Source organism: Flavobacterium sp. xlx-214, from assembly GCF_013874595.1.
Classification (GTDB): Bacteria; Bacteroidota; Bacteroidia; order Flavobacteriales; family Flavobacteriaceae; genus Flavobacterium.
The window spans coordinates 1,269,259-1,290,021 of record NZ_CP059431.1; the positions used below are offsets into that span (position 1 = coordinate 1,269,259).

Below are 20,763 nucleotides of genomic sequence, written 5' to 3' on the forward strand. Positions count from 1 at the left end.
ATGAGTGTATTTACAAAAATCATTACAGGTGAAATTCCTTCGTATAAGGTAGCCGAAAACGATGAGTTTATTGCTTTTTTAGACATTAACCCTAACGCCAAAGGACACACCTTATGTGTACCGAAGCAAGAGGTTGATAAAATTTTTGATTTAGACAAAGATGTTTACACTCGTTTAATGTCTTTCGCGTATGATGTTGCCAAAGCCATAGAAAAAGCCGTTCCTTGTAAACGTGTAGGTGTTGCCGTTGTTGGTTTAGAAGTACCACACGTACATGTACATTTAATTCCGTTACAAGATATGGACGATATGCGCTTTCAACGCAAAGCAACGTTAACGAAAGAAGAGTTTGAAGAAACCGCACAAAGCATAGCAAAACAGTTATAATAAAAAAATCCCTTTAGACAAACTAAAGGGATTTTTTATATTGTACCGAAAAAGTAGTACCCTTACCTATTTCAGATTTTAGCACTTTAATAGAACCTTTATGATATTTTTCTACAATACGTTGGGTTAAAGACAAACCCAGGCCCCAGCCGCGTTTCTTGGTAGAAAAGCCAGGTTCAAATACTTTACGAAACTGATTTTTAGGAATACCTTTACCCGTATCACTTACTAAAATTTGAATAGTGCTTTCAGTATTTTTTAATTCAACCTTAATTTTTCCTTTACCTTTAATAGCATCAATGGCGTTTTTTACTAAATTTTCAATCGTCCAGCTATGTAAGGTTGGATTGATTAATAAATTAACGATATCTGCATTGCTTTCAAATTCAAAATCGATTTGTTTAGAACTACGTGATTGCAAGTAATCGAATGATTTTTTGGTTTCATCTACCACATTCAAAACTTCTAAATTAGGTTCGCTACCAATCTTAGAAAAACGATCAGCAATGGTTTGCAAACGATCCACATCTTTCTGAACCTCGGTTACAATATTCTCGTCTACATTATCCAACTTCATCAATTCAATCCACCCCATTAACGATGACAAAGGCGTACCAATTTGATGCGCTGTTTCTTTAGCCATACCTGCCCATAATTTATTTTCAGACGACATTTTACTGGCACGAAAATAACTGTAAACCAACAAACCAAACAATACCAAAATAGCCACCAAAGCAATAGGATAATATTTTAACTTGGTAATTAAAGAAGAGTTTCCGTAGTAAACCAACTGATTTCCACTTGGATGTTTGATTTCTATTGGTTGGTTTTGCTTTTGTAAATCGGCAAGTATTTTATATTGTAGCACCTTGTTTTCAAAGGCTTCCTCAGGCACATTAGAAACCGTTATAATACTGTCATTATTGGTGGTTAAAACCACAGGAATAGTTGTATTCTTAATTAAAATATTAGAAGGAAGTTCAATATCAGCATCTAAATCAGAAACATCACTAATTTTTTTATTTGCTTCTGCCCAAATTTCCATTTTCACACGTTCTTCGTGCTTAAATGTTTGAAAAAGCAAATAGGTATTCCAAAGAATTAAAATTAAAATTCCCAACGAAAAAAGTAAAATAAACCAACGGGTATACAAACTTTTTTTAACTATAGACATGCAGTATTGTTTTAATTGCGGTTGACAAGATACTGCTTTAAACGTTATTTTGTTGATAATATTTTGCAAAATGCATCAAAACTAAATACGCATATACTTATATTTGTTACAAACCTATTGCATTATGTTAACTATTGATCCTAAAGATCTAAACCCTGTACAAACACAAGCTTATTTACAAGGTGCTGTTGGTCCAAGACCCATTGCCTTTGCAAGTACAGTTGATGAAAACGGAAATCCAAACCTTTCTCCATTCAGCTTTTTTAACTTGTTTAGTTCTAACCCACCTATTTTGGTTTTTTCTCCATCGCGTAGGGTTCGAAACAACACCGTTAAACACACCTTATTAAATTGCGAAGCTACCAAAGAAGTAGTTATTAACATTGCTAATTACGATATGGTACAGCAGCTTTCATTAGCATCAACCGAATATGGCGATGGTGTAGATGAGTTTGTAAAAGCGGGCTTTACCAAAGTAGCGTCAAACAAAATAAAACCTTTTCGTGTAGCCGAAAGTCCGGTTCAATTAGAGTGTAAAGTAAATGATATTATTGCTTTAGGAGATCAAGGTGGTGCAGGAAATTTAATTATCTGTGAAGTAGTGCAAATTCATATTGCAGAACATATTTTAGACGACAAAGGCGGTATTGATCAACACAAAATTGATTTAATAGCACGTATGGGCGGCAACTGGTACACACGCGCTACACCAGGAATGTTTGAGGTTGAAAAGCCATTAACTACCTTGGGAATTGGCGTTGATGCCATACCCGAAGAAGCCAAAAAAAGTGGTATCTTTGTAGGAAACGATTTAGGTATTTTAGGAAATGTTGAAGTTTTGCCAACAACGGAAGAAATCAATCAGTTTTTAGCAGAAAATACTTCAATAAACGAAATAAAAGAGAACAACGAATTAATGTTTAAAAAAGCAAAAATGTTTTTAGATGCACAAGATGTTACATCGGCATGGAAAACAATTTTAGCAACAATAAAGTAAAAAATGGAAGTTTTAGGAAGAATTAAAATGGTTGGAAACATACAAGATGTAAGTCCAACGTTTAGAAAAAGAGAATTGGTTGTTACAACCGAAGAGCAATATCCGCAACATATTTTAATTGAATTTACACAAGACAAATGTGATTTGTTAAACCAGTTTCAACCAGGCGATCAAGTACGTGTTGGAATTAATTTAAGAGGTAGAGAGTGGACAAACCCACAAGGTGAAACACGTTATTTTAACTCAATTCAAGGTTGGAGAATCGATCGTCCACAACAAATGCAACATCCACAACAAGGTTATGGGCAACCTCAAGGATATGGTCAGCCACAGCAAGGACAAGGCTACGGGCAACCTCAAGGTGGTGGATACGGACAGCCACAACAAGGTTTTAACCAACAACCGCAGCAAGGGCAAGGTTACGGACAACCAAATCAAAATCCGTTTGAAAACCAAGGTAGTGGTTATGCAAACAATAACGGCGGCTTTCCACCAGCACCTAACTTTAATCAAAACGAAGAATTAGAAGACGATTTGCCTTTCTAATATCTTTATAAATTAATAAATTTGAATCCTGAAGCCACACACCTCAGGATTTTTTTATGTACCAACTTACCAAAGAACATTATTTTCCACAAGTAGAAACTGCACATTCATCGGGCATTGTTGCTTTTGGAGGTGATTTATCAACCGAACGTTTACTTTTAGCTTATAAAAGCGGAATTTTCCCTTGGTTTGAAGACGGCGAAGCCATTACTTGGTTTGCCCCAGAAGAACGCATGGTTTTGTTTTTGAATGAGGTGCGTATATCAAAATCGACTCGTAATATCTTAAATCGAAGTATTTTTAAAGTTACTTACAACGAAGCTTTTCACGAGGTAATAAAAAATTGCCAAGAAATTAAACGCAGCGGGCAATTAGGTACTTGGATTACCGATGATATGTTAGAAGCTTATACAAAACTGCACGAATTAGGTTATGCAAAATCGGTTGAAGTTTGGCAAGATGATGAATTGGTTGGTGGTTTGTACGGTATTGATTTAGGACACATTTTTTGTGGCGAAAGTATGTTTTCTAAAGTATCGAATGCTTCAAAAATTGCGTTTATTCATTTAGCTGAAAAGTTAAAAACCAAAAACTATCAATTAATCGATTGTCAGGTTTATAATGATTATTTAGCACAATTAGGCTGTGAGGAAATTCCACGCGATTTGTTTATGCAAATTTTAAAAAAGGAAGTAAAAGTGGTTTATGAAGATTAATATTCTTCTTCCTCCTCAATTTTACGCAAAGGAGTTTGGTGGTATTTAATCAACTTATCGTAATCTTTAGAATACACTAAAACTTCATCTGTGGCATTAAATTGCTTTATTACAACACCATCAAATTCGGTTCTTTTCAAGTCGTTACTATTCATGTAAATATCGCGTATATATTCTTCACCATCAGCCGTAGTTTTTAAACGATCTAATAAAACTCTGTTGTAAAACGTTTCATTATACACCAAATAATACTCTTGATATGAATCTTTAGGATTACTTTTACAAGCGTAGACCAACAGAATGTACTTGTCATCTAAACTATTCTCGGTACTATTTAAAAGAATGGCTACTTCTTCTTTATCTTTACCTGTTAATGCACCACGCCAAATTAAATCAGCACTGGTTTGTTTTCCTTTAAGTTTGTAACGGTAGCTTGCACCTTCTTTTGACTGATAAAAATCAATTATTTTGTTTTTAACATCATAAGGCAATTGTGACATACCATAATTATCAACTGTTTCTATGAAATAATCTTGATACTTATTGTTAAATTCATCTGTTGAAATTAAACTGTAATCAATATGCATCGCTCCTAAATAAGAAGGAAATTCAACTGCACCCTGACTTGCCAATTTTAAGTACGTAATTAACTCTTTCTGTTCCCAAGTACCTTGATAGCTATTTAAGTTATCTAATGTGTTTTCAGCTACCAAAGAATATGTTTTTTGTGCACCATCAACATTATTCACTAAAAAAAGTCGGTCATTAAATTCTAAATTATATAGCGTATCTGGAAGTGTTTTATACTCTTTTTCAAATGCAGGTTTTAGCAACTTACCTTTTAATAAATATCCTTGATCGCCTGTAAAAACAACTTCTTGATTTGTGTTTACTTCGATACTTTCATTACTATTCTCTGTTGCAATATTTGTATTCTTACTTGAATCGATAGAAAAAAGAGTGTCCTTAAAATAGAAAAACAAACCGCCTGTAACAACAATTAAGGCTGTAATGATAAAAAAAATATATTTCTTGTTATTCATTCTTAACGCATTAGAATAGATTAAAGGTATTCATTTTTTATCTACAAAAACATTTTAATCTTTCAGGTATTTTGAAATGATGTAATGCCCCAAATAAATAAGCGGCGTAAGGCAAATGGCTAATCCTAATTTAAAAGTATAACCCGTTGCTGCCATATTGATATAATCTTTGGTAGACAATTTACCTGTTAACCAAAAAGCGATTCCGGTTACAATAAAACTATCAAATAATTGCGAAATAACAGTTGATCCTGTACTGCGTAACCAAATCATTTTATCGCCTGTTTTTTTCTTAAACATAGCAAACAAAGTAGCATCTAAAAGCTGAGAAAGTACAAACGCAATAATACTGGCAACAATAATCCACATACCTTGCCCAAATACTTGATGAAAAGCATCATCCGTAACAGCAGAAGCAGAAGATGCCGGAATCATCATTGCACCAACAAGCATTAAAAAAGTATATAATATTAAGCCTGTTGTTAAAAACGTAAGCTTTTTAACACCTTCTTTACCAAAATATTCGTTGATTAAATCGGTTGCAACAAACACAACAGGCCAAGGCAAAATACCAACACTTAATATAAACGGACCTACATTAATTAGTTTTCCTCCAATTAATTCGGCCACAATAGCGTTGGTAACAAAAATACCGCCTAACAGTATAAAAACAATTTGCTTTTTGGTGAGTTGCATATTATTTATTGTTTCTGCAAATACAGTTTAAAATATGATCATTCACCATTCCGGTTGCTTGCATGTGCGCGTACACAACAGTTGATCCTAAAAATTTAAAACCGCGTTTTTTCAAATCTTTTGCTAAAGCGTCTGAAATATCGGTTGTAGCAGGAACTTCTTTAATGGTTTTAAAATTATTTACTAGCGGTTTATTATTTACAAAGCCCCAAATATATTTAGAGAAAGAACCAAATTCTTTTTGAACTTCTTGAAAACGTTGAGCATTATTAATAGTTGCCAGAATTTTTAAACGATTGCGAATAATGCCTGCATTTTGCATCAACTCTTCAACTTTATCATCGGTATATTGAACAATTTTTTTGTAGTTGAACTGATCAAAAGCTTCTCGAAAATTTTCGCGCTTTTTTAAAACGGTGATCCAACTTAACCCCGCCTGAAACGATTCTAGCACTAAAAACTCAAAAATAGTTTCATCATCATAAACAGGTTTTCCCCATTCTTCATCGTGGTATTTTACATATAATTCATCAGTTGAAACCCAATCACATCTTGTTTGACTCATAATTAATTTGTTTTAAAAGGTGGTGTTCCTTGAGGAAAAGCATTTTGACTTTGATCTTTAAATCCACCAAAATTAAAGGTTAGTCCTACTTTAAACATACGGCGTTCATTCCACGTTTGGGTTTGCATTTGCAAGCCTTTACCAAAAACATTTACATTGTAACCATCGTTGTTTAAAACATTATCAACACCTAAGTTTAACACTAATTTTTTATTAAAAAACTTCTTGTTTAAAGATACATTTAAATTTTGAGCAGGCTTATTTAACTCGTACAAATTCATCACCCCTTTAAACATATTGTAATACATTACGTAAAAACGAGTATCGTTTCCTAAATAAAACTGCGAATACGTAAAAATATAGAACGCCCCACGCTGAAATTTTTCAGGAATAACATCATCGTACTTTGTTTTAAAATACCCCGCATTTAAATAGGTGAAATTCATTTCATCAACATTTAAACCGTTTCTATCTTCAATCATCCCTTTAATTCCTTTCGAAAAAACACCGTACGGAATAGGCAAGCCCATATTAAAACTTTGCGAAAATCCGTTTTCAATATTATGGTATTTCGATTCCAAAGTTCCATTTGGCGTTACTTCGTAAAAAATAACATTTTGGTTGGGTCTTTTAGAAATATTGTAACTAAAGTAAATGTAATCAAACACCGTAAGCGTAAGATTAGCATTATGACTGATTTCAGGTTTTAAATCTGGATTTCCCGAGTTAGAAACCAGTAAACTGTTTTGCGAAGTAATGTTTGGATTAAATGCTTGTGCACCTGGCAAATTCATTCGCTTATTATATCCTGCAGTAAGGTAAACACCAGACATCAAAGGATATTTTAATGTTACCGTTGGAAAAAAGTTATTGTAAAGCGATTTTCTATTTAACGAATCAACCACTGTTGCGGTTTCATATGTTAAATCTTCAAAACGCAATCCAGCAGAAATCATCAATGATTTTAAGTTACTCGATACACTTGCATAAGCGGCTTTGTTGGTGTATTTAAAATCATACGGAATATAAGAACGTGCTTGGTTCCAAATGTAAGCACCATCATTTCCAGAAACTGAATGTGTATAATGCGCTCCTAAAGATAAAGTTCCGTTTATTTGCTTAATAGGTGTTTCAAAATCGGCTTTTGTTTCGCTGTACATAAATTCATTATCAGACAAAATTTTAGAAACCAACGCATCTTTTACAACCAACTGATTATTATTGTTATTAAACTGCCATTGTGTGGTTGATGTGATGGAAAAGTTGGTGCCTAAAGTATCTAACTTTTGATTATACAGTAATTGCACTTCATGATTATTACTTTTAGCGTTTGCAACAGCCAATTGATTGTAAGCAGTAGTTACATCATTTAACGAATTTTGCATAGCACCATATGTTTTAGGTTTGCTGTACAAATGATTGTAGTTGTATTTTAAGGCAACATTGGTTTTATCATTTACTTTATACTGCCAATTGTTGCGTAAAAAATAACTTTGATACCAATTATTCGCCCAATAATCTTCGTTCGCTTTAATTTGATTGGCACCATTGCTAAAACTAAAATTATTATTGCTTGTTGTGTTTCCTTCGTGATGCGTATAACCTGTTGTCATGTTCCAAGTAAACTTATTTTTCTTGAACATTAATTGGGCTGAAGTAGTAGATTTAACTTTGCTGTTGATGCGATTTTCTTGCATAACACTTCCGCTTAAACCCGATATTTTTGCCGATTTTGTAATGATATTGATGATAGTACCACTAAAAGTAGCTGAATATTTAGCTCCAGGATTATCAATAATTTCGATATCTTTTACAGAATTTGCTGGTAAATTTTTAAGAAAATTGGTCAATTGATCACCACTCATACCTGTAGGTTCGCCATCTAAAAAAATGGTAGCTAACTTACCATTGTGCGCAATTTGACCGTTTGATGTTACCAAAACTCCAGGTAATTTATTCACCGCTTCAAAAACAGAACCCGAATTTAAAACCGTAACATTTTCTATATTAATAACCGTTTTGTCTGCAAAGCGTCTAATATTTTTATTTGTTTGGTCGATTACAATAGCTTCTAAAAGCTCGTCTTGTTCCTCTGTAAACGTTAGATCAAGCATTTGTCCATCTACATAGGTAAATGTTTTAGTTTGTGGTTTAAACTGCACATGCTCGTATGTAATTGTGTACTTTGTTATATTATCAGATACTTCAACATTAAAAAAACCTTCTTCGTTGGTAGTTGCGTTGTAAACCTTATCTGCTTTAATGGTTATAAACACTTCTGAAATAGGTTCGCTTTCAAAAGTTACCACTCCTTGTATTGTAGCAGTTTGCGCGTTTATTAAATTAAAAAATAAAATTGATAAAATAAGTAGGGTGTTTTTCATGGCGCTTTTTTTATGTTAGTAACAATAAGTACCATACTGTTACATTAACTTTTAAAAATTACAAACAAAAAACCCCAAATTGAAAAATTTGGGGTTTTTATATCTTTAAAAGATGATTATCCTAAAGTTACACGTTTGAAACCAGCGATTTCAACATTAAATCCTTTAACATAATCAGCTACTTTTTTAGAATCATCTTTAATAAAGTTTTGATCTAATAAAGCACGCTCTTGATCTAAAGTAGTGTTATCAGAAATAAAACGAGCAATTTTACCTGGTAAAATTTTATCCCAAATTTGCTCTGGTTTACCTTCTGCTCTTAATTCAGCTTTAGCATCTTCTTCTGCTTGTGCTAAAACAGCATCAGAAAGTTGTGCATAAGAAATATATTGAGGTACATTTTTCAATGTTTTACCTAAACGTGCTAATTCTTCGTTATCTTTAACAATAACAGCAATACGAGCCTCAGTTTCAGCAGCTACAAATGCAGGATCAAAATCTTTGTAAGATAATGTATCAGCACCCATAGAAGCAACTTGCATAGAGATATCTTTTGTTAAAGCTTCTGCGCTATCAATTTTAGAAGACAATGCTGTTAAAGCAGCAATTTTGTTACCGTGAACATAAGTTCCTACGAATGATCCTTCTAAAATTTCAAAACCACCGATTTCAACTTTCTCACCAATTACACCTGTTTGCTCAATTAATTTTTCAGCAACAGTCATAGAATCATTGTAAGCAGATGCTAAGAATTCTTCTTTAGAGTTAAAGTTAATTGCTTTTTCAACTAATTCTTTAGCTAATGCAACGAAAGCTTCGTTTTTACCAACAAAATCAGTTTCACAGTTTAAAGTGATAATAGCACCTTTAGTGTTATCAGCGTTTACAAAAGAAACAGCAGCACCTTCAGCAGACTCACGGTCTGAACGGTTAGCAGCCACTTTTTGACCTTTTTTACGTAACACTTCGATTGCTTTATCGAAATCTCCTTCAGCTTCCACTAAAGCTTTTTTACAGTCCATCATTCCGGCACCTGTAACTTGTCTTAATTTATTTACGTCTGCAGCAGTAATATTTGCCATTGTATTGAGAATTAAATAATTAGTTATTTTTAAATAGAAAAAAGTCGTTATTTGATAGATTCAAAGATATGAAACCATCAGCATAACGACTTTAAGGAACTGTTAAGATTACTCTTGAGCAGTAGGTTGTGCTTCAGTTTTAGCTACTTCTTCTTTTTCAGTTTTTCTTTCAGAATTACCGTCAATGATAGCGCTAGTTACTAAAGATAATACTTTATCGATTGATTTAGAAGCATCGTCATTTGCTGGGATTACATAATCTACTTCACGAGGATCAGAGTTTGTATCAACCATTGCAAAAACTGGAATGTTTAATTTTTGAGCTTCTTTTACTGCGATGTGTTCAGCTTTGATATCAACTACAAATAATGCAGCTGGTAAACGTGTCATATCAGCAATAGAACCTAAGTTCTTTTCTAATTTAGCACGTAAACGGTCTACTTGTAAACGCTCTTTTTTAGAAAGAGTCATGAATGTACCGTCTTTTTTCATACGATCAATAGAAGCCATTTTTTTAACAGCTTTACGGATAGTTACGAAGTTAGTTAACATACCACCTGGCCAACGCTCAGTAATGTAAGGCATGTTAGCTGCTGCTGCTTTTTCAGCAACGATATCTTTTGCTTGTTTTTTAGTCGCTACGAATAATACTTTACGACCTGATGCAGCGATTTTTTTCAAAGCTTCATTAGCTTCTTCAATTTTAGCTGCTGTTTTATATAGATTGATAATGTGGATACCATTACGCTCCATATAGATGTAAGGAGCCATGTTTGGGTCCCATTTTCTAGTCATGTGTCCAAAATGTACACCTGCTTCTAGTAATTCTTTTACGTCTACTTTGTTTGCCATTTTTGTAATAGTTTACGTTCTTGTGTTAGCAATGTTCCCTTAAGCATTTGCTCTAGGCTTCATTTAGATGCTAAACTACTTCTAGCCTCAGCTAGCGAGCAACAAAAACTTAGATTTTTTTAATAAATAATAATAAATATTAACGTTTAGAGAACTGGAATCTCTTACGAGCTTTCTTCTGACCAAATTTCTTACGCTCAACCATACGTGGGTCACGCGTTAATAAACCTTCTGGTTTTAAGATTGCTCTGTTTTCAGCGTCAACTTCACACATTGCACGTGCAATAGCCATACGTACAGCTTCTGCTTGCCCTGTAGTTCCACCACCGTAAACATTTACTTTTACGTCAAAGTTTTCAGCATTTTCTGTCATAGAAAGTGGTTGTAAAACTTTGTATTGTAAAGTTGCCGTTGGGAAATAAGTTGCGAATTCTTTTTTGTTTACTGTGATGTTACCAGAACCTTCTGTAACATAAACACGAGCAACTGCGGTTTTTCTTCTACCGATTTTGTGAATAACTCCCATTACTTAAGATCGTTTAAATTAACGGTTTTAGGTTTTTGTGCAGCATGTTTGTGCTCTGAACCTACATTTACATCTAAATTACGGAATAATTGTGCACCTAATTTGTTTTTAGGTAACATTCCTTTTACAGCTTTTTCAATTAATAATGCAGGATTTTTTTGTTGCATTACTTTAGCTGTTAATTCTCTTTGACCACCTGGGTAACCTGTGTGACGAATGTACGTTTTGTCATTCAATTTGTTACCTGTTAAGTTGATCTTTTCTGAGTTGATAACAATTACGTTATCTCCACAGTCCACATGAGGTGTATAACTTGGTTTGTACTTACCTCTAAGTAACATAGCTACTTTAGAAGCTAAGCGACCTAAGTTATGACCTTCAGCGTCTACAACAATCCATTCTTTTTGAACGGTTGCTTTGTTAGCTGATACTGTCTTGTAGCTTAAACTTTCCACAATAAATTATTTTTAATTAAACATTCCATTCCCAATAAAGGGAGTGCAAAATTAAACATTTTATTTTAGTATGCAAGTAGGTTTTTCTTCTTTTTTATAAATAACACTTTAAAAAACTATTTAAGTGTAATAAAAACCTATTCTCATTATTTCTAAATATTAATGTGCTTCTAACCAATTATCGCCCAATCCTACTTCTACTTCTAACGGAACTATTAATTTAAACGCTTGTTCCATTTCTTGCTTAATAATAGGTGTTACTTTTTCCACTTCGTGTTTAGGAACATCAAACACTAACTCATCGTGTACTTGTAGTAACATTTTAGTTTCAAACTTTTCGTTTAGCAATCTGTTATGAATATTAATCATTGCTATTTTTATGATATCAGCAGCCGATCCTTGTATAGGTGCATTCACAGCATTTCGTTCTGCGGCACCACGTACAACAGCATTTTGCGAATTAATATCTTTTAAATACCTGCGGCGACCTGAAACCGTTTGCACATAACCATACTCACGTGCAAAAGCAATTTGATCATCAATATAATCACGTAGTTTTGGGTAAGTTGCATAATACGTATCAATTAATTCTTTACTTTCTGCACGAGTTAAACTAGTTTGCTGACTCAATCCAAAAGCCGAAACTCCGTAAATAATTCCAAAGTTTACTGTTTTTGCATTACTTCTTTGCTCACGCGTTACCTCATTTAAATCTACATTAAAAACTTTTGCAGCGGTAGCTTTGTGAATATCTAGATTCTTTTGAAACGATTCTATCATGGTTGGTTCACCACTCAAAGCAGCAATAATTCGTAATTCAATTTGAGAATAATCGGCAGATAACAATACATGATTTTCATCTCTGGCAACAAAAGCTTTTCTAACTTTTTGTCCACGCTCGGTACGCACAGGTATGTTTTGTAAGTTTGGATTGTTAGAACTTAAACGCCCTGTTGCTGCAACGGCTTGCATATAATCGGTATGCACACGACCCGTTTTTGGATTGATTTGCGTAGGCAAAGCATCAACATACGTGTTTTGTAACTTCACAATTTGGCGCCATTCTAAAATATCGCGCACAATTTCATTGTCTTTTGCTAATTCACTTAAAACTTCTTCACCCGTAGCATATTGTCCGGTTTTGGTTTTCTTTATTTTACCTGATCCTATTTTTAATTTATCAAACAAAATGACGCCTAATTGCTTTGGAGATGCTAAATTGAATTCTTCTCCCGCAACCTCGAAAATCTTTGCTTGTAATGCTTGAGATTCACTTAACAATTCGGTTGATAATTGCTTTAAATAAGGAACATCTAAACGGATACCTTCTGCTTCCATATCAGCTAAAACAGAAACCAACGGACTTTCAATTTTATCGAATAACTCTCTTGTTTTCGATTGCTCTAATTTTGGCGCAAAAACTTCTTTTAATTGATAGGTAATGTCTGCATCTTCTGCAGCGTATTCTTTAATATCTTCTAAAGCAACATCGCGCATTGATTTTTGCCCTTTGCCTTTTTTGCCGATTAAATCTTCTATAGATTTAGGTTGATATTGTAAATAGGTTTCTGCCAAAACATCCATATTATGACGCATATCTGGATTGATTAAGTAATGCGCAATCATGGTATCAAACAAAAATCCTTTCACTTCAACATCGTAATTTTTTAAAACTTTGATGTCGTATTTTAAATTTTGACCGATTTTAACAATTTGTTCATTTTCGAAAAACGGTCGCAGCACTTCAATTAATTCTTGTGCTTCTTCTTGTTTTTCAGGAAATGGTATGTAATATGCCTGTCCTTTTGCAAACGAAAAAGACATACCTACCAACAAGGCTTGATTAGCATCAATATTGGTAGTTTCGGTATCAAAACATACTTCTGTTTGTTGAACTAATGTTTTTACAAGCAATTGCAAAGGAAACACCCCGTCTACAATTTGATAAAAATGTGTTGTATTTTGTAAGGTTTTATAATACCCTTCATCGGTAATTTTAATTTCGCTATCGCCCACTTCAAACAAAGAAAACTGATCGTCTTGTTTTACCGTTTGTTTACCAATAGGTGTGGCCTGAACCATAACTTGTTCATCAGAAAACAACTTATCAAACTGCTCTTTCATTCTACGAAACTCTAATTCTTGAAAAAGAGCATCGGTTTTTTCTACATCGGGTTTATCTAAGTGAAACGATTCTTCATCAAACTCAACAGGGCAATCTAACATAATACGAGCCAATTCTTTAGAAAGCATTCCTAGTTCTTTAGACGCTTCTATTTTCTCCTTCATTTTCCCTTTTAACTCATGTGTATTTTCTAAAAGGTTTTCCATAGAGCCGTACTCAGCCAATAATTTCTTAGCTGTTTTTTCGCCTACTCCAGGCAATCCAGGAATATTATCTACAGCATCGCCCATCATTCCTAAAAAATCAATTACTTGTAACGGATGTTCTACTTCAAATTTCTCTTTTACTTCATCAACACCCCAAATTTCAATACCGTTGCCCATACGTGCTGGGCGATACATAAAAATATTATCAGAAACCAACTGAGCATAATCTTTATCTGGCGTTACCATAAAAACCTGAAAACCTTCTTTCTCTGCTTTTTTAGAAAGCGTACCAATTAAATCATCAGCTTCAATACCTGCAACTTCAATAATAGGAATATGCATGGCTTTAAGGATTTCTTGAATATAAGGCACCGCTATTTTTATAGCCTCGGGTGTTTCATCTCGATTAGCTTTGTATTCTGGAAAAATTTCGCAACGCGCTTGGCTACCTCCTTTATCAAAAGCTACAGCTAAATATTCAGGCTTTTCTCGTTTGATAACATCCATTAAAGAATTCATAAATCCCATAATGGCTGAAGTATCTAAACCTTTAGAATTAATGCGCGGATTTTTTATAAAGGCATAATACCCACGAAAAATAAGTGCGTAGGCATCTAATAAAAATAATCGTTTCTGACTCATACTATTTGTTCAATGACTTCAAAAGTACAATAAATGTATTTGAAAAAAAAGCACAGCCAAATGTGTTAAAGTAATAAAAACAAACCGCTAATAACCAATAGCTTTATGTATTTTTGCTTTGATTTTAGAAAACCACCAATGATTGCAAAAGTATTTCCTATTTTACTACTATTCATTATTTTAGGCGAAGTTTATACGTGCCATTTACTATATAAGTTTACAAAAAAAAGAACAGCCGTTTACGCCTACTTAATTTTACTTATTACCATAATTGTTAGTATTGTACTTTACTACAACGGGGCCGATAAAACCAAGGGGCAAACCGCCGAAAGCATGCACATAATGGCGCTTATTCTATTGTTTTTACTACCCAAAATACTCATTAGTATTCCTTTGTTAATAGAAGATCTTTTTAGGTTTTCACGATGGACAAGCAACAAGTTTATTTACAAAAAAATAATACAAAACTCTCGCAGTTCTTTGTTAACTCGTATTGTTTTAATAGCTGCTGGTTTGTTGTCGGTGTCCATAATATATGGTGTTGTAGTTGGCAAATACAATTTTAAAACCCGTACACAAACTATTGTTTTTAACGATTTACCTAAAGAATTTGATGGCTTACGAATTTTACAAATATCCGATTTACACGTTGGAAGCTGGGATAATAAAGATGCAATTGAAAAAGGCATAGAAATGATTAATGCGCAAGATTACGATATTTTACTTTTTACAGGCGATTTTGTAAACACACTTGCAACTGAGGCTGACCCATGGATTGAATTTTTACAAAAAATAAAAACTCCTAAATACGGTAAATACGCTGTTCTAGGAAACCACGATTATGGCGAATATGTAAAATGGCCATCGGAAGCGGCAAAAGAAGCTAATTTTGTTGACATTAAAGAGAATATAAAAAAAAGTGGTTTTCAACTTTTACTTAATGAAAACATTCCGTTAACAAAAAACAACGATACTATTTATTTATTAGGTGTTGAAAATTGGGGATTGAATTTTAAGAAAGCAGGCGATTTAGCACTTACTTCTACAAATGTTCCTGAAAATAGTTTTAAAATAGTAATGACACACGATCCATCGCATTGGGATGCGGAGATTGTTGGTCACAAACAAAAATATCAATTAACATTATCTGGACATACCCACGGTATGCAATTTGGTTTTAATATTCCTAATATTGTTGAATGGAGTCCTGCAGAATACATTTACCCTGAGTGGGGTGGATTATACAACAAAGGGCATCAGTATATTTATGTAAACAGAGGCTTTGGCTTTCATGCCTATTCAGGTCGTGTAGGTATTTGGCCTGAAATTACTGTTTTAGAATTAAAAAAAAGCAAATAATAAATGCTTACTAATTGAAAAATTTTAATTTTGTAGGGATAGAAAAAAGATTGCACATGTCAAAATTTGGTGATTTAATAAATTCAACAACCCCTGTTCTCATACAATTTACTGCACCACATAATGCAGAATGTGAACAAATGCAACAAACAATTGAAGAAGTTGCTTTAGAGATGGCAGAAAAATTAACCATCATAAAAATCGACATTCAGAAAAACAAAGAATTGGTAGAGGCTTTGCGTATTAAAACAGCACCCACCCTTATGGTTTATAAAAACGGTGTTATGGTTTGGCGCCAATCTGGCATTACAGATAAAAACTCTTTAGTAATGATAGCTAAGGCTTTTAATTAAAAAAAGATGGGTACTATTCTTGTACCCATCCCCACATCATTACCAATTTATTGTCTTTATAAAAATTGAGTGTTTGTTCTGCCACATCAAATCTTACTTTTTGTTCGCCAATATTGGTTATTATTTCACTTTCTGTTTTTGCTTTTTCTTCATCGCCACATGCCATTCTTGTTGTTCTTAAAGGCGAAAACACAATTTCTTCATCAACCGTTGCAAACGTTCCTGAAAAATTGTTACATCCTGTGTTTCCCATTACCTTTTTACCAGCTACATCAAATGAAATAAAAGCATTACCGAAATCCTTACCCACATGATTCATTTGAAATAACTTCCATTTTTTTCCATCAATAAAAGTCCAGATATCTTTTGCCGTTGGAATTGTAAATTCAATTGTCACTTCTTTCTTTGCAACATCTGTAAACTGCACTCTATCATTAATAACTGCAACAGTATATTTTTTTGAATGAAGCATTTCTAGAAAATCATTTTCTAATTGCATACTTTCGGGGTCACAAGCCATTTGAGTTGATATTCCTGATTGCAAAGAAACCTTATCACTGTTCAAAGAAAACGAAGCACTAAAATTATTACAGCCGCTTTTACCATATACACTATTATTAGTACTATTAAAAGTTGCGTATACCTTACCATTTGTTATTTCTTTTCCTTTTAACTTGGTAAGAACCATTTTTTTGTTTAAAAACGCTGTTGATTGTGTTGTTGTTGTCTCTTTATTCTTCACTTTCTTTTTACAAACTACTTTTTTTAATTTGTAATCATATGCAGAAACATCAGCAGGAAGCTTTCCCGTTTTCTTAGTTTTAATAACCTTAAGATTATATGTATATCCCGGTTGGTAATTAAAGCCTTCTATGTTATTGTAAAAATTAGTCCAGTTTTTATCTTTCCCTATTTTTACCTGCATGCAATCCATTGGAGCAACACCTGTACAAGGTACTGTATTTTCCTTTATTTGCATTTTAATAATTTCCTGCGCAAATGTCAGGCTTGATATGCTGAAGAACAGCATTACTAGTTTTAATGATTTCATTCTTACTTATTTTCATTACACTATGCAATGAGTGTGCCAATAACGTACAAGTTTTGTGAATTTTTATCGATTTGTAAAATCAACAATCACTTATTTAAAGTGTTATTTAAAAACTCAATTCCATCTTGTAAGTAAACATCTTTATTGTTTTTAATGTCATTTACTGTTTCATATACTTCTATATCAGGATACACACCTACAGCATGAAAAACAGTTTCGTTTGGATTCTGTACTTTTAAACCTGTAAATATAATAGAGAAATTATGTAATAGTTTTAAATCGTTTATGTTGCCATTTGTGCCCGCACTTGGCTTGCCTATAATGGTTGCTAAATGATAATGTTTAAATAGTTGTGCTAAAAGTTCGCCGTTGCTAATAGTATTTTCATTAATAAGCATAACATTTTTTGTGGTAAGCATAATGTTGGCTTTTTTCTTATTTAGAGCGTAACTGTTAAAGGTCTGTTTTACTCCTTTATAATCAGGATTTAAAACAACAGTATTGCCTAACCATTTGGCAGTATCGTTAACAGTAAAATAGCTAAAAAGTCGATGTCTGGTATCTTTAGGATAGTTTCTATTATCAATAATCAAACCTCTGTATTGGTTAATGGTAGGTATTAAAGCATCTATTTCTTGATCATCTATTTTAGATAGGTTGATGTAATAAATATCCTTTGTTACTTCTTTGTGTTTTTCATGAAGATTGCTTTTATAAAAGTCTTCGTTTTCTTTGTAAGATGTGTTTCTAAGAAGTTGAATTTCAATATCATCATTTGTTTTAATTTTTAAAGTCGAGTTTAGCTTCCCTTCGTTTATCCTTCTTAAAACTTTTACTCTTTTAAATTGTTCACTACCCGATACGTATTGCGAAACACTATCAACAAAAACATGAGTAGGCGTGTTGTTTATTTCTGTAATAATAGTTCCTTTTTTTATGTTTCCTTTAAAAGTATCTTTCGTATCCTTTACCACTAAAGTATTGTTTACAAAAGCAAAGTTAATGGGTGTGCAGTAGGTGTTTTCGTACGATGGAATTAAAGTATTGTGATTAATACGAATATGACCATCTTTAAAATGTGTTAAAAACTTTTCTAATACCAATATATGGTTTTCTATAGTGTGGGCATGGTAAGCATCTTTTAATAATTGATGTAGTAAAGCATCCCATTTTATATTTAAATCTTCTTGATACACATAAAAATGTCTAAAAGCATTCCATAAAATAATTGCATTTGTCAACGATGTTTCTTTAGTAAAAGAACCACTATTACTTGCTTCCATTTCATTAATGAAATGTTGTAAGTTGGTAGGGTTGGTTTCGGGCAACGTTCCTTTTTCATTGGCATACACTATAGTAGGAATAATAGCAAAAGCATTGTGTAATTTTAAATAGGCATGTGGTTTTATTAGTGAATCAATAACCGTATTGTGTAATTGCTTTGCAGGTATAATGGTTTTTAGGGTAATACTGTTGTTTTCTCGTACCAAATAATCATCTTTAGGTTCGGCAAACCACAAGTTATCGTCAAAATTAGGCAACGAAATGTTTTCCCAAACACCGTTTTCATTTTGTACTTGTAAAGTAACATCTTTAAAACTACCATCGCTTCCTTCGGCAAACAAACCAATTAAAATTTCATGAACATTTGTTACATCTTCTACCAATAACGATTGATGTTTCCATTGGTCTGATGTTATAGCATTATTAGAAGATGTTACCGATTGTATGCTTTTATTATTTGCGTCGAATACTTTTAATAGCGCGATAGCTTTACCATTGGTTGATACCTTTGCAACATAATTTAATTTCAATGCTTTTGCTTTTGAGATGGTATAAGGAAGAAACAAACTAGCCGACTTTTTATGAAAGATGCTTTTGCTTTTGAGATGGTATAAGGAAGAAACAAACTAGCCGACTTTTTATGAAAGATGCTTTTGCTTTTGTTGTATCGGTAACTGTAAAAATTAGGAAAAGTATTATCAATTCCCAAACCGTTATGTACCCAATACACCGGATATTTTGCATTATTACTAAAAGTGTACAGTTCATTATTAAACGAAATAGTAGGAGCAATAGGTACAAACAACTTTTGTAAAGTAGTTTGTGATGTATTACTGTTACTATTATTTAAAATATTATGAACACCATGAGTAGCAAAAGATTGCCAGTTGATTGTTGAAGCTTCATCGGATGGATGAAAATACTTTACATACCCATACAATTTAGCAAAGTCTTCTAAGTTTTTAATTTCTTCTGTTGTTTGGCAGTGCATTGTTTGATTGCAAAACGCCAAAAACAACAACAAAACTGTTTTTATAACGTATATGTTTTTCATGTACTGTGTTTTTTGATAATATCTATTTTGTTCTTTTTATAAAGAATTAAACGCTAATCAACCGTTCTTTTTGCAAACAACACATGCGCTAATAAAGCACAAAGTGTAAATAATATACCAACGGTGCAAACGCCTGTCCATTTGTAATGTTCCCAAGCAATAGCACCTAAGAAAGTTCCTAACGATCCGCCTGTAAAGTACGATACCATATAAACGGTATTTAATCGGCTGCTTGCTTTTAAGTTAATGGCAAAAAACACACTTTGGTTCATAATGTGTGTAGATTGCAAACCAAAATCAATTAATATAAAACCAACAGCTAGGCCCCAATAGGTATATCCTGCACCTAAAGTAAACAGCCAACTCATCAGAATAATGCCAATAGCAGCGGTAATGATGTTGTTTTTAGAGAAGTATGTTGCTAATTTACCAACCGATGCTGCTGCAATGGCGCCTACAGCACCTGCCAAACCAAACATACCTGCTATACTGGCATCGGCATAAAAAGGAGCTTCTTCTAAATGAAACACTAAATTGGTAAAGATGGCCGATAAAGCTGCAAATCCCATAGCCCCTCTAAACGATGCTAATTGCAATATAGGTTCGGTTTTAGCAAAATGAACCACCGATTGTAGTAAGGATTTATACGTTCCGGTAAAGTTAGGTTGTGTTGTAGGTAAAAAGGCGTAAATACACAAAGTAGTTACAAGCATTAAGACACTTGCAATGTAAAACATGGTGCGCCATCCAAAAGCATCGCCTACAACACCACTAAGCATGCGCGATGCTAAAATACCTATTAATAAGCCCGACATTACCATGCCTATGTTTTGGGTACGTTTGTTATCGGGCGATAACTCGGCAACCATAGGTACAAACAGTTGAGGAATTACCGATACAATACCTAAAACAAAACTAAAACCACACAAAACGGTCAGTTGGGTAGCTGTGGCAATACCTATTAATAAAAAAATGGTAAGACACATGCTTAAGAGTATTAATTTTTTGCGAGACACTTTATCGCCCAAAGGAATAATTAAAAACAAACCTACCGCATAACCAATTTGGGTAAGCATGGCTATTTTGCTTACATTGCTTTCGGCTACGTTAAAATCTTTGGCAATTAAACCCAATAAGGGTTGGTTGTAATAAATGTTGGCAACAATAAGCCCCGTTGTAATGGTTAAAAACCATAAAATAGGTTTGGTTAATACAGGTTTAGAATGCGTCATAATGTACAATAATCCAACTGCAAAAGTAGCGTAA

At 33.3% G+C, this 20,763-nt stretch carries 20 protein-coding genes; 6 read left to right on the top strand and 14 right to left on the bottom strand.

Going from position 1 to position 20,763, the window contains the following annotated elements:
- The gene (locus tag H1R17_RS06020; RefSeq protein ID WP_163432043.1) at positions 1–387 is read left to right on the top strand and encodes an HIT family protein; all 387 of its coding nucleotides are present in this window, start codon (positions 1–3) and stop codon (positions 385–387) included.
- A 22-nt stretch (positions 388–409) separates the two neighbouring features.
- Here H1R17_RS06020 and H1R17_RS06025 read toward each other — a convergent pair whose 3' ends face one another.
- Positions 410–1,561, bottom strand: a complete 1,152-nt coding sequence (locus H1R17_RS06025; RefSeq protein ID WP_163432044.1) for a PAS domain-containing sensor histidine kinase — start codon at positions 1,559–1,561, stop codon at positions 410–412.
- A gap of 124 nt (positions 1,562–1,685) precedes the next feature.
- Between H1R17_RS06025 and H1R17_RS06030 the strand changes: the two genes are divergently transcribed.
- Genes H1R17_RS06030 through aat form a run of 3 tightly spaced genes read left to right on the top strand, consistent with a single transcriptional unit; the run spans position 1,686 to position 3,820 of the window.
- Positions 1,686–2,558 (top strand): flavin reductase family protein, encoded by an 873-nt coding sequence (locus H1R17_RS06030; protein ID WP_163432046.1) that lies wholly within the window; start codon positions 1,686–1,688, stop codon positions 2,556–2,558.
- Between the two features lie 3 nt (positions 2,559–2,561).
- A complete protein-coding gene (locus tag H1R17_RS06035; RefSeq protein ID WP_163432048.1) occupies positions 2,562–3,104 on the top strand; it encodes a DUF3127 domain-containing protein in 543 nt (180 codons plus the stop codon).
- Positions 3,105–3,160: 56 nt separating this feature from the next.
- The gene (gene aat, locus H1R17_RS06040) at positions 3,161–3,820 is read left to right on the top strand and encodes a leucyl/phenylalanyl-tRNA--protein transferase (RefSeq protein WP_163432050.1); all 660 of its coding nucleotides are present in this window, start codon (positions 3,161–3,163) and stop codon (positions 3,818–3,820) included.
- Here aat and H1R17_RS06045 read toward each other — a convergent pair.
- The 9 genes from H1R17_RS06045 to polA form a co-directional block, all read right to left on the bottom strand.
- Positions 3,817–4,863, bottom strand: coding sequence for a hypothetical protein (locus tag H1R17_RS06045; RefSeq protein WP_163432052.1), 1,047 nt, complete (start codon positions 4,861–4,863; stop codon positions 3,817–3,819). The genes aat and H1R17_RS06045 overlap by 4 nt on opposite strands.
- Positions 4,864–4,917: 54 nt before the next feature.
- Positions 4,918–5,559 carry a queuosine precursor transporter gene (locus H1R17_RS06050; protein ID WP_163432054.1) on the bottom strand — a complete coding sequence of 214 codons (642 nt, stop codon included), beginning with the start codon at positions 5,557–5,559 and terminating at the stop codon, positions 4,918–4,920.
- Between the two features lies 1 nt (position 5,560).
- A complete protein-coding gene (locus H1R17_RS06055) occupies positions 5,561–6,124 on the bottom strand; it encodes a DNA-3-methyladenine glycosylase I (RefSeq protein ID WP_163432055.1) in 564 nt (187 codons plus the stop codon).
- A 2-nt stretch (positions 6,125–6,126) separates the two neighbouring features.
- Positions 6,127–8,508, bottom strand: a complete 2,382-nt coding sequence (locus H1R17_RS06060) for a TonB-dependent receptor domain-containing protein (protein ID WP_163432058.1) — start codon at positions 8,506–8,508, stop codon at positions 6,127–6,129.
- Positions 8,509–8,624: 116 nt separating this feature from the next.
- Positions 8,625–9,590: a translation elongation factor Ts gene (tsf, locus tag H1R17_RS06065; protein ID WP_163432060.1), complete on the bottom strand. Its 966-nt coding sequence runs from the start codon at positions 9,588–9,590 to the stop codon at positions 8,625–8,627.
- Between the two features lie 108 nt (positions 9,591–9,698).
- Complete coding sequence (gene rpsB / locus H1R17_RS06070; protein WP_163432061.1) at positions 9,699–10,442, bottom strand: 30S ribosomal protein S2; 744 nt, start codon at positions 10,440–10,442, stop codon at positions 9,699–9,701.
- A 139-nt stretch (positions 10,443–10,581) separates the two neighbouring features.
- Positions 10,582–10,968 carry a 30S ribosomal protein S9 gene (rpsI, locus tag H1R17_RS06075; protein ID WP_163432063.1) on the bottom strand — a complete coding sequence of 129 codons (387 nt, stop codon included), beginning with the start codon at positions 10,966–10,968 and terminating at the stop codon, positions 10,582–10,584.
- Entirely contained in the window at positions 10,968–11,423 is a 456-nt protein-coding gene (gene rplM / locus H1R17_RS06080) for a 50S ribosomal protein L13 (RefSeq protein ID WP_163432065.1), read from the bottom strand. The genes rpsI and rplM overlap by 1 nt, the downstream gene beginning before the upstream one ends.
- A gap of 159 nt (positions 11,424–11,582) precedes the next feature.
- Complete coding sequence (polA, locus tag H1R17_RS06085; protein ID WP_163432067.1) at positions 11,583–14,396, bottom strand: DNA polymerase I; 2,814 nt, start codon at positions 14,394–14,396, stop codon at positions 11,583–11,585.
- A gap of 105 nt (positions 14,397–14,501) precedes the next feature.
- Here polA and H1R17_RS06090 point away from each other — a divergent pair, with 105 nt between their 5' ends.
- A complete protein-coding gene (locus tag H1R17_RS06090) occupies positions 14,502–15,755 on the top strand; it encodes a metallophosphoesterase (RefSeq protein WP_240453350.1) in 1,254 nt (417 codons plus the stop codon).
- 56 nt (positions 15,756–15,811) lie between these two features.
- Positions 15,812–16,108, top strand: coding sequence for a co-chaperone YbbN (locus tag H1R17_RS06095; RefSeq protein ID WP_163432069.1), 297 nt, complete (start codon positions 15,812–15,814; stop codon positions 16,106–16,108).
- A 13-nt stretch (positions 16,109–16,121) separates the two neighbouring features.
- Here H1R17_RS06095 and H1R17_RS06100 read toward each other — a convergent pair whose 3' ends face one another.
- The 4 genes from H1R17_RS06100 to H1R17_RS06115 form a co-directional block, all read right to left on the bottom strand.
- Complete coding sequence (locus tag H1R17_RS06100) at positions 16,122–17,159, bottom strand: META domain-containing protein (RefSeq protein WP_163432071.1); 1,038 nt, start codon at positions 17,157–17,159, stop codon at positions 16,122–16,124.
- Positions 17,160–17,245: 86 nt separating this feature from the next.
- The gene (locus H1R17_RS06105) at positions 17,246–19,009 is read right to left on the bottom strand and encodes a S41 family peptidase (protein WP_163432073.1); all 1,764 of its coding nucleotides are present in this window, start codon (positions 19,007–19,009) and stop codon (positions 17,246–17,248) included.
- The gene (locus H1R17_RS06110) at positions 18,970–19,497 is read right to left on the bottom strand and encodes a hypothetical protein (RefSeq protein ID WP_163432075.1); all 528 of its coding nucleotides are present in this window, start codon (positions 19,495–19,497) and stop codon (positions 18,970–18,972) included. The genes H1R17_RS06105 and H1R17_RS06110 overlap by 40 nt, the downstream gene beginning before the upstream one ends.
- A gap of 53 nt (positions 19,498–19,550) precedes the next feature.
- Positions 19,551–20,729 (bottom strand): MFS transporter, encoded by a 1,179-nt coding sequence (locus H1R17_RS06115; RefSeq protein WP_163432076.1) that lies wholly within the window; start codon positions 20,727–20,729, stop codon positions 19,551–19,553.
- Between the last annotated feature and the right edge of the window lie 34 nt (positions 20,730–20,763).

Excerpts from the sequence above, each read along its gene's own strand:
- H1R17_RS06020 (WP_163432043.1), top strand. The coding sequence starts at position 1 with ATGAGTGTATTTACAAAAATCATTACAGGTGAAATTCCTTCGTATAAG.
- H1R17_RS06025 (WP_163432044.1), bottom strand. The coding sequence starts at position 1,561 with ATGTCTATAGTTAAAAAAAGTTTGTATACCCGTTGGTTTATTTTACTT.
- H1R17_RS06030 (WP_163432046.1), top strand. The coding sequence starts at position 1,686 with ATGTTAACTATTGATCCTAAAGATCTAAACCCTGTACAAACACAAGCT.
- H1R17_RS06035 (WP_163432048.1), top strand. The coding sequence starts at position 2,562 with ATGGAAGTTTTAGGAAGAATTAAAATGGTTGGAAACATACAAGATGTA.
- aat (WP_163432050.1), top strand. The coding sequence starts at position 3,161 with ATGTACCAACTTACCAAAGAACATTATTTTCCACAAGTAGAAACTGCA.
- H1R17_RS06045 (WP_163432052.1), bottom strand. The coding sequence starts at position 4,863 with ATGAATAACAAGAAATATATTTTTTTTATCATTACAGCCTTAATTGTT.
- H1R17_RS06050 (WP_163432054.1), bottom strand. The coding sequence starts at position 5,559 with ATGCAACTCACCAAAAAGCAAATTGTTTTTATACTGTTAGGCGGTATT.
- H1R17_RS06055 (WP_163432055.1), bottom strand. The coding sequence starts at position 6,124 with ATGAGTCAAACAAGATGTGATTGGGTTTCAACTGATGAATTATATGTA.
- H1R17_RS06060 (WP_163432058.1), bottom strand. The coding sequence starts at position 8,508 with ATGAAAAACACCCTACTTATTTTATCAATTTTATTTTTTAATTTAATA.
- tsf (WP_163432060.1), bottom strand. The coding sequence starts at position 9,590 with ATGGCAAATATTACTGCTGCAGACGTAAATAAATTAAGACAAGTTACA.
- rpsB (WP_163432061.1), bottom strand. The coding sequence starts at position 10,442 with ATGGCAAACAAAGTAGACGTAAAAGAATTACTAGAAGCAGGTGTACAT.
- rpsI (WP_163432063.1), bottom strand. The coding sequence starts at position 10,968 with ATGGGAGTTATTCACAAAATCGGTAGAAGAAAAACCGCAGTTGCTCGT.
- polA (WP_163432067.1), bottom strand. The coding sequence starts at position 14,396 with ATGAGTCAGAAACGATTATTTTTATTAGATGCCTACGCACTTATTTTT.
- H1R17_RS06090 (WP_240453350.1), top strand. The coding sequence starts at position 14,502 with ATGTATTTTTGCTTTGATTTTAGAAAACCACCAATGATTGCAAAAGTA.
- H1R17_RS06095 (WP_163432069.1), top strand. The coding sequence starts at position 15,812 with ATGTCAAAATTTGGTGATTTAATAAATTCAACAACCCCTGTTCTCATA.
- H1R17_RS06100 (WP_163432071.1), bottom strand. The coding sequence starts at position 17,159 with ATGAAATCATTAAAACTAGTAATGCTGTTCTTCAGCATATCAAGCCTG.
- H1R17_RS06110 (WP_163432075.1), bottom strand. The coding sequence starts at position 19,497 with ATGAAAAACATATACGTTATAAAAACAGTTTTGTTGTTGTTTTTGGCG.
- H1R17_RS06115 (WP_163432076.1), bottom strand. The coding sequence starts at position 20,729 with ATGACGCATTCTAAACCTGTATTAACCAAACCTATTTTATGGTTTTTA.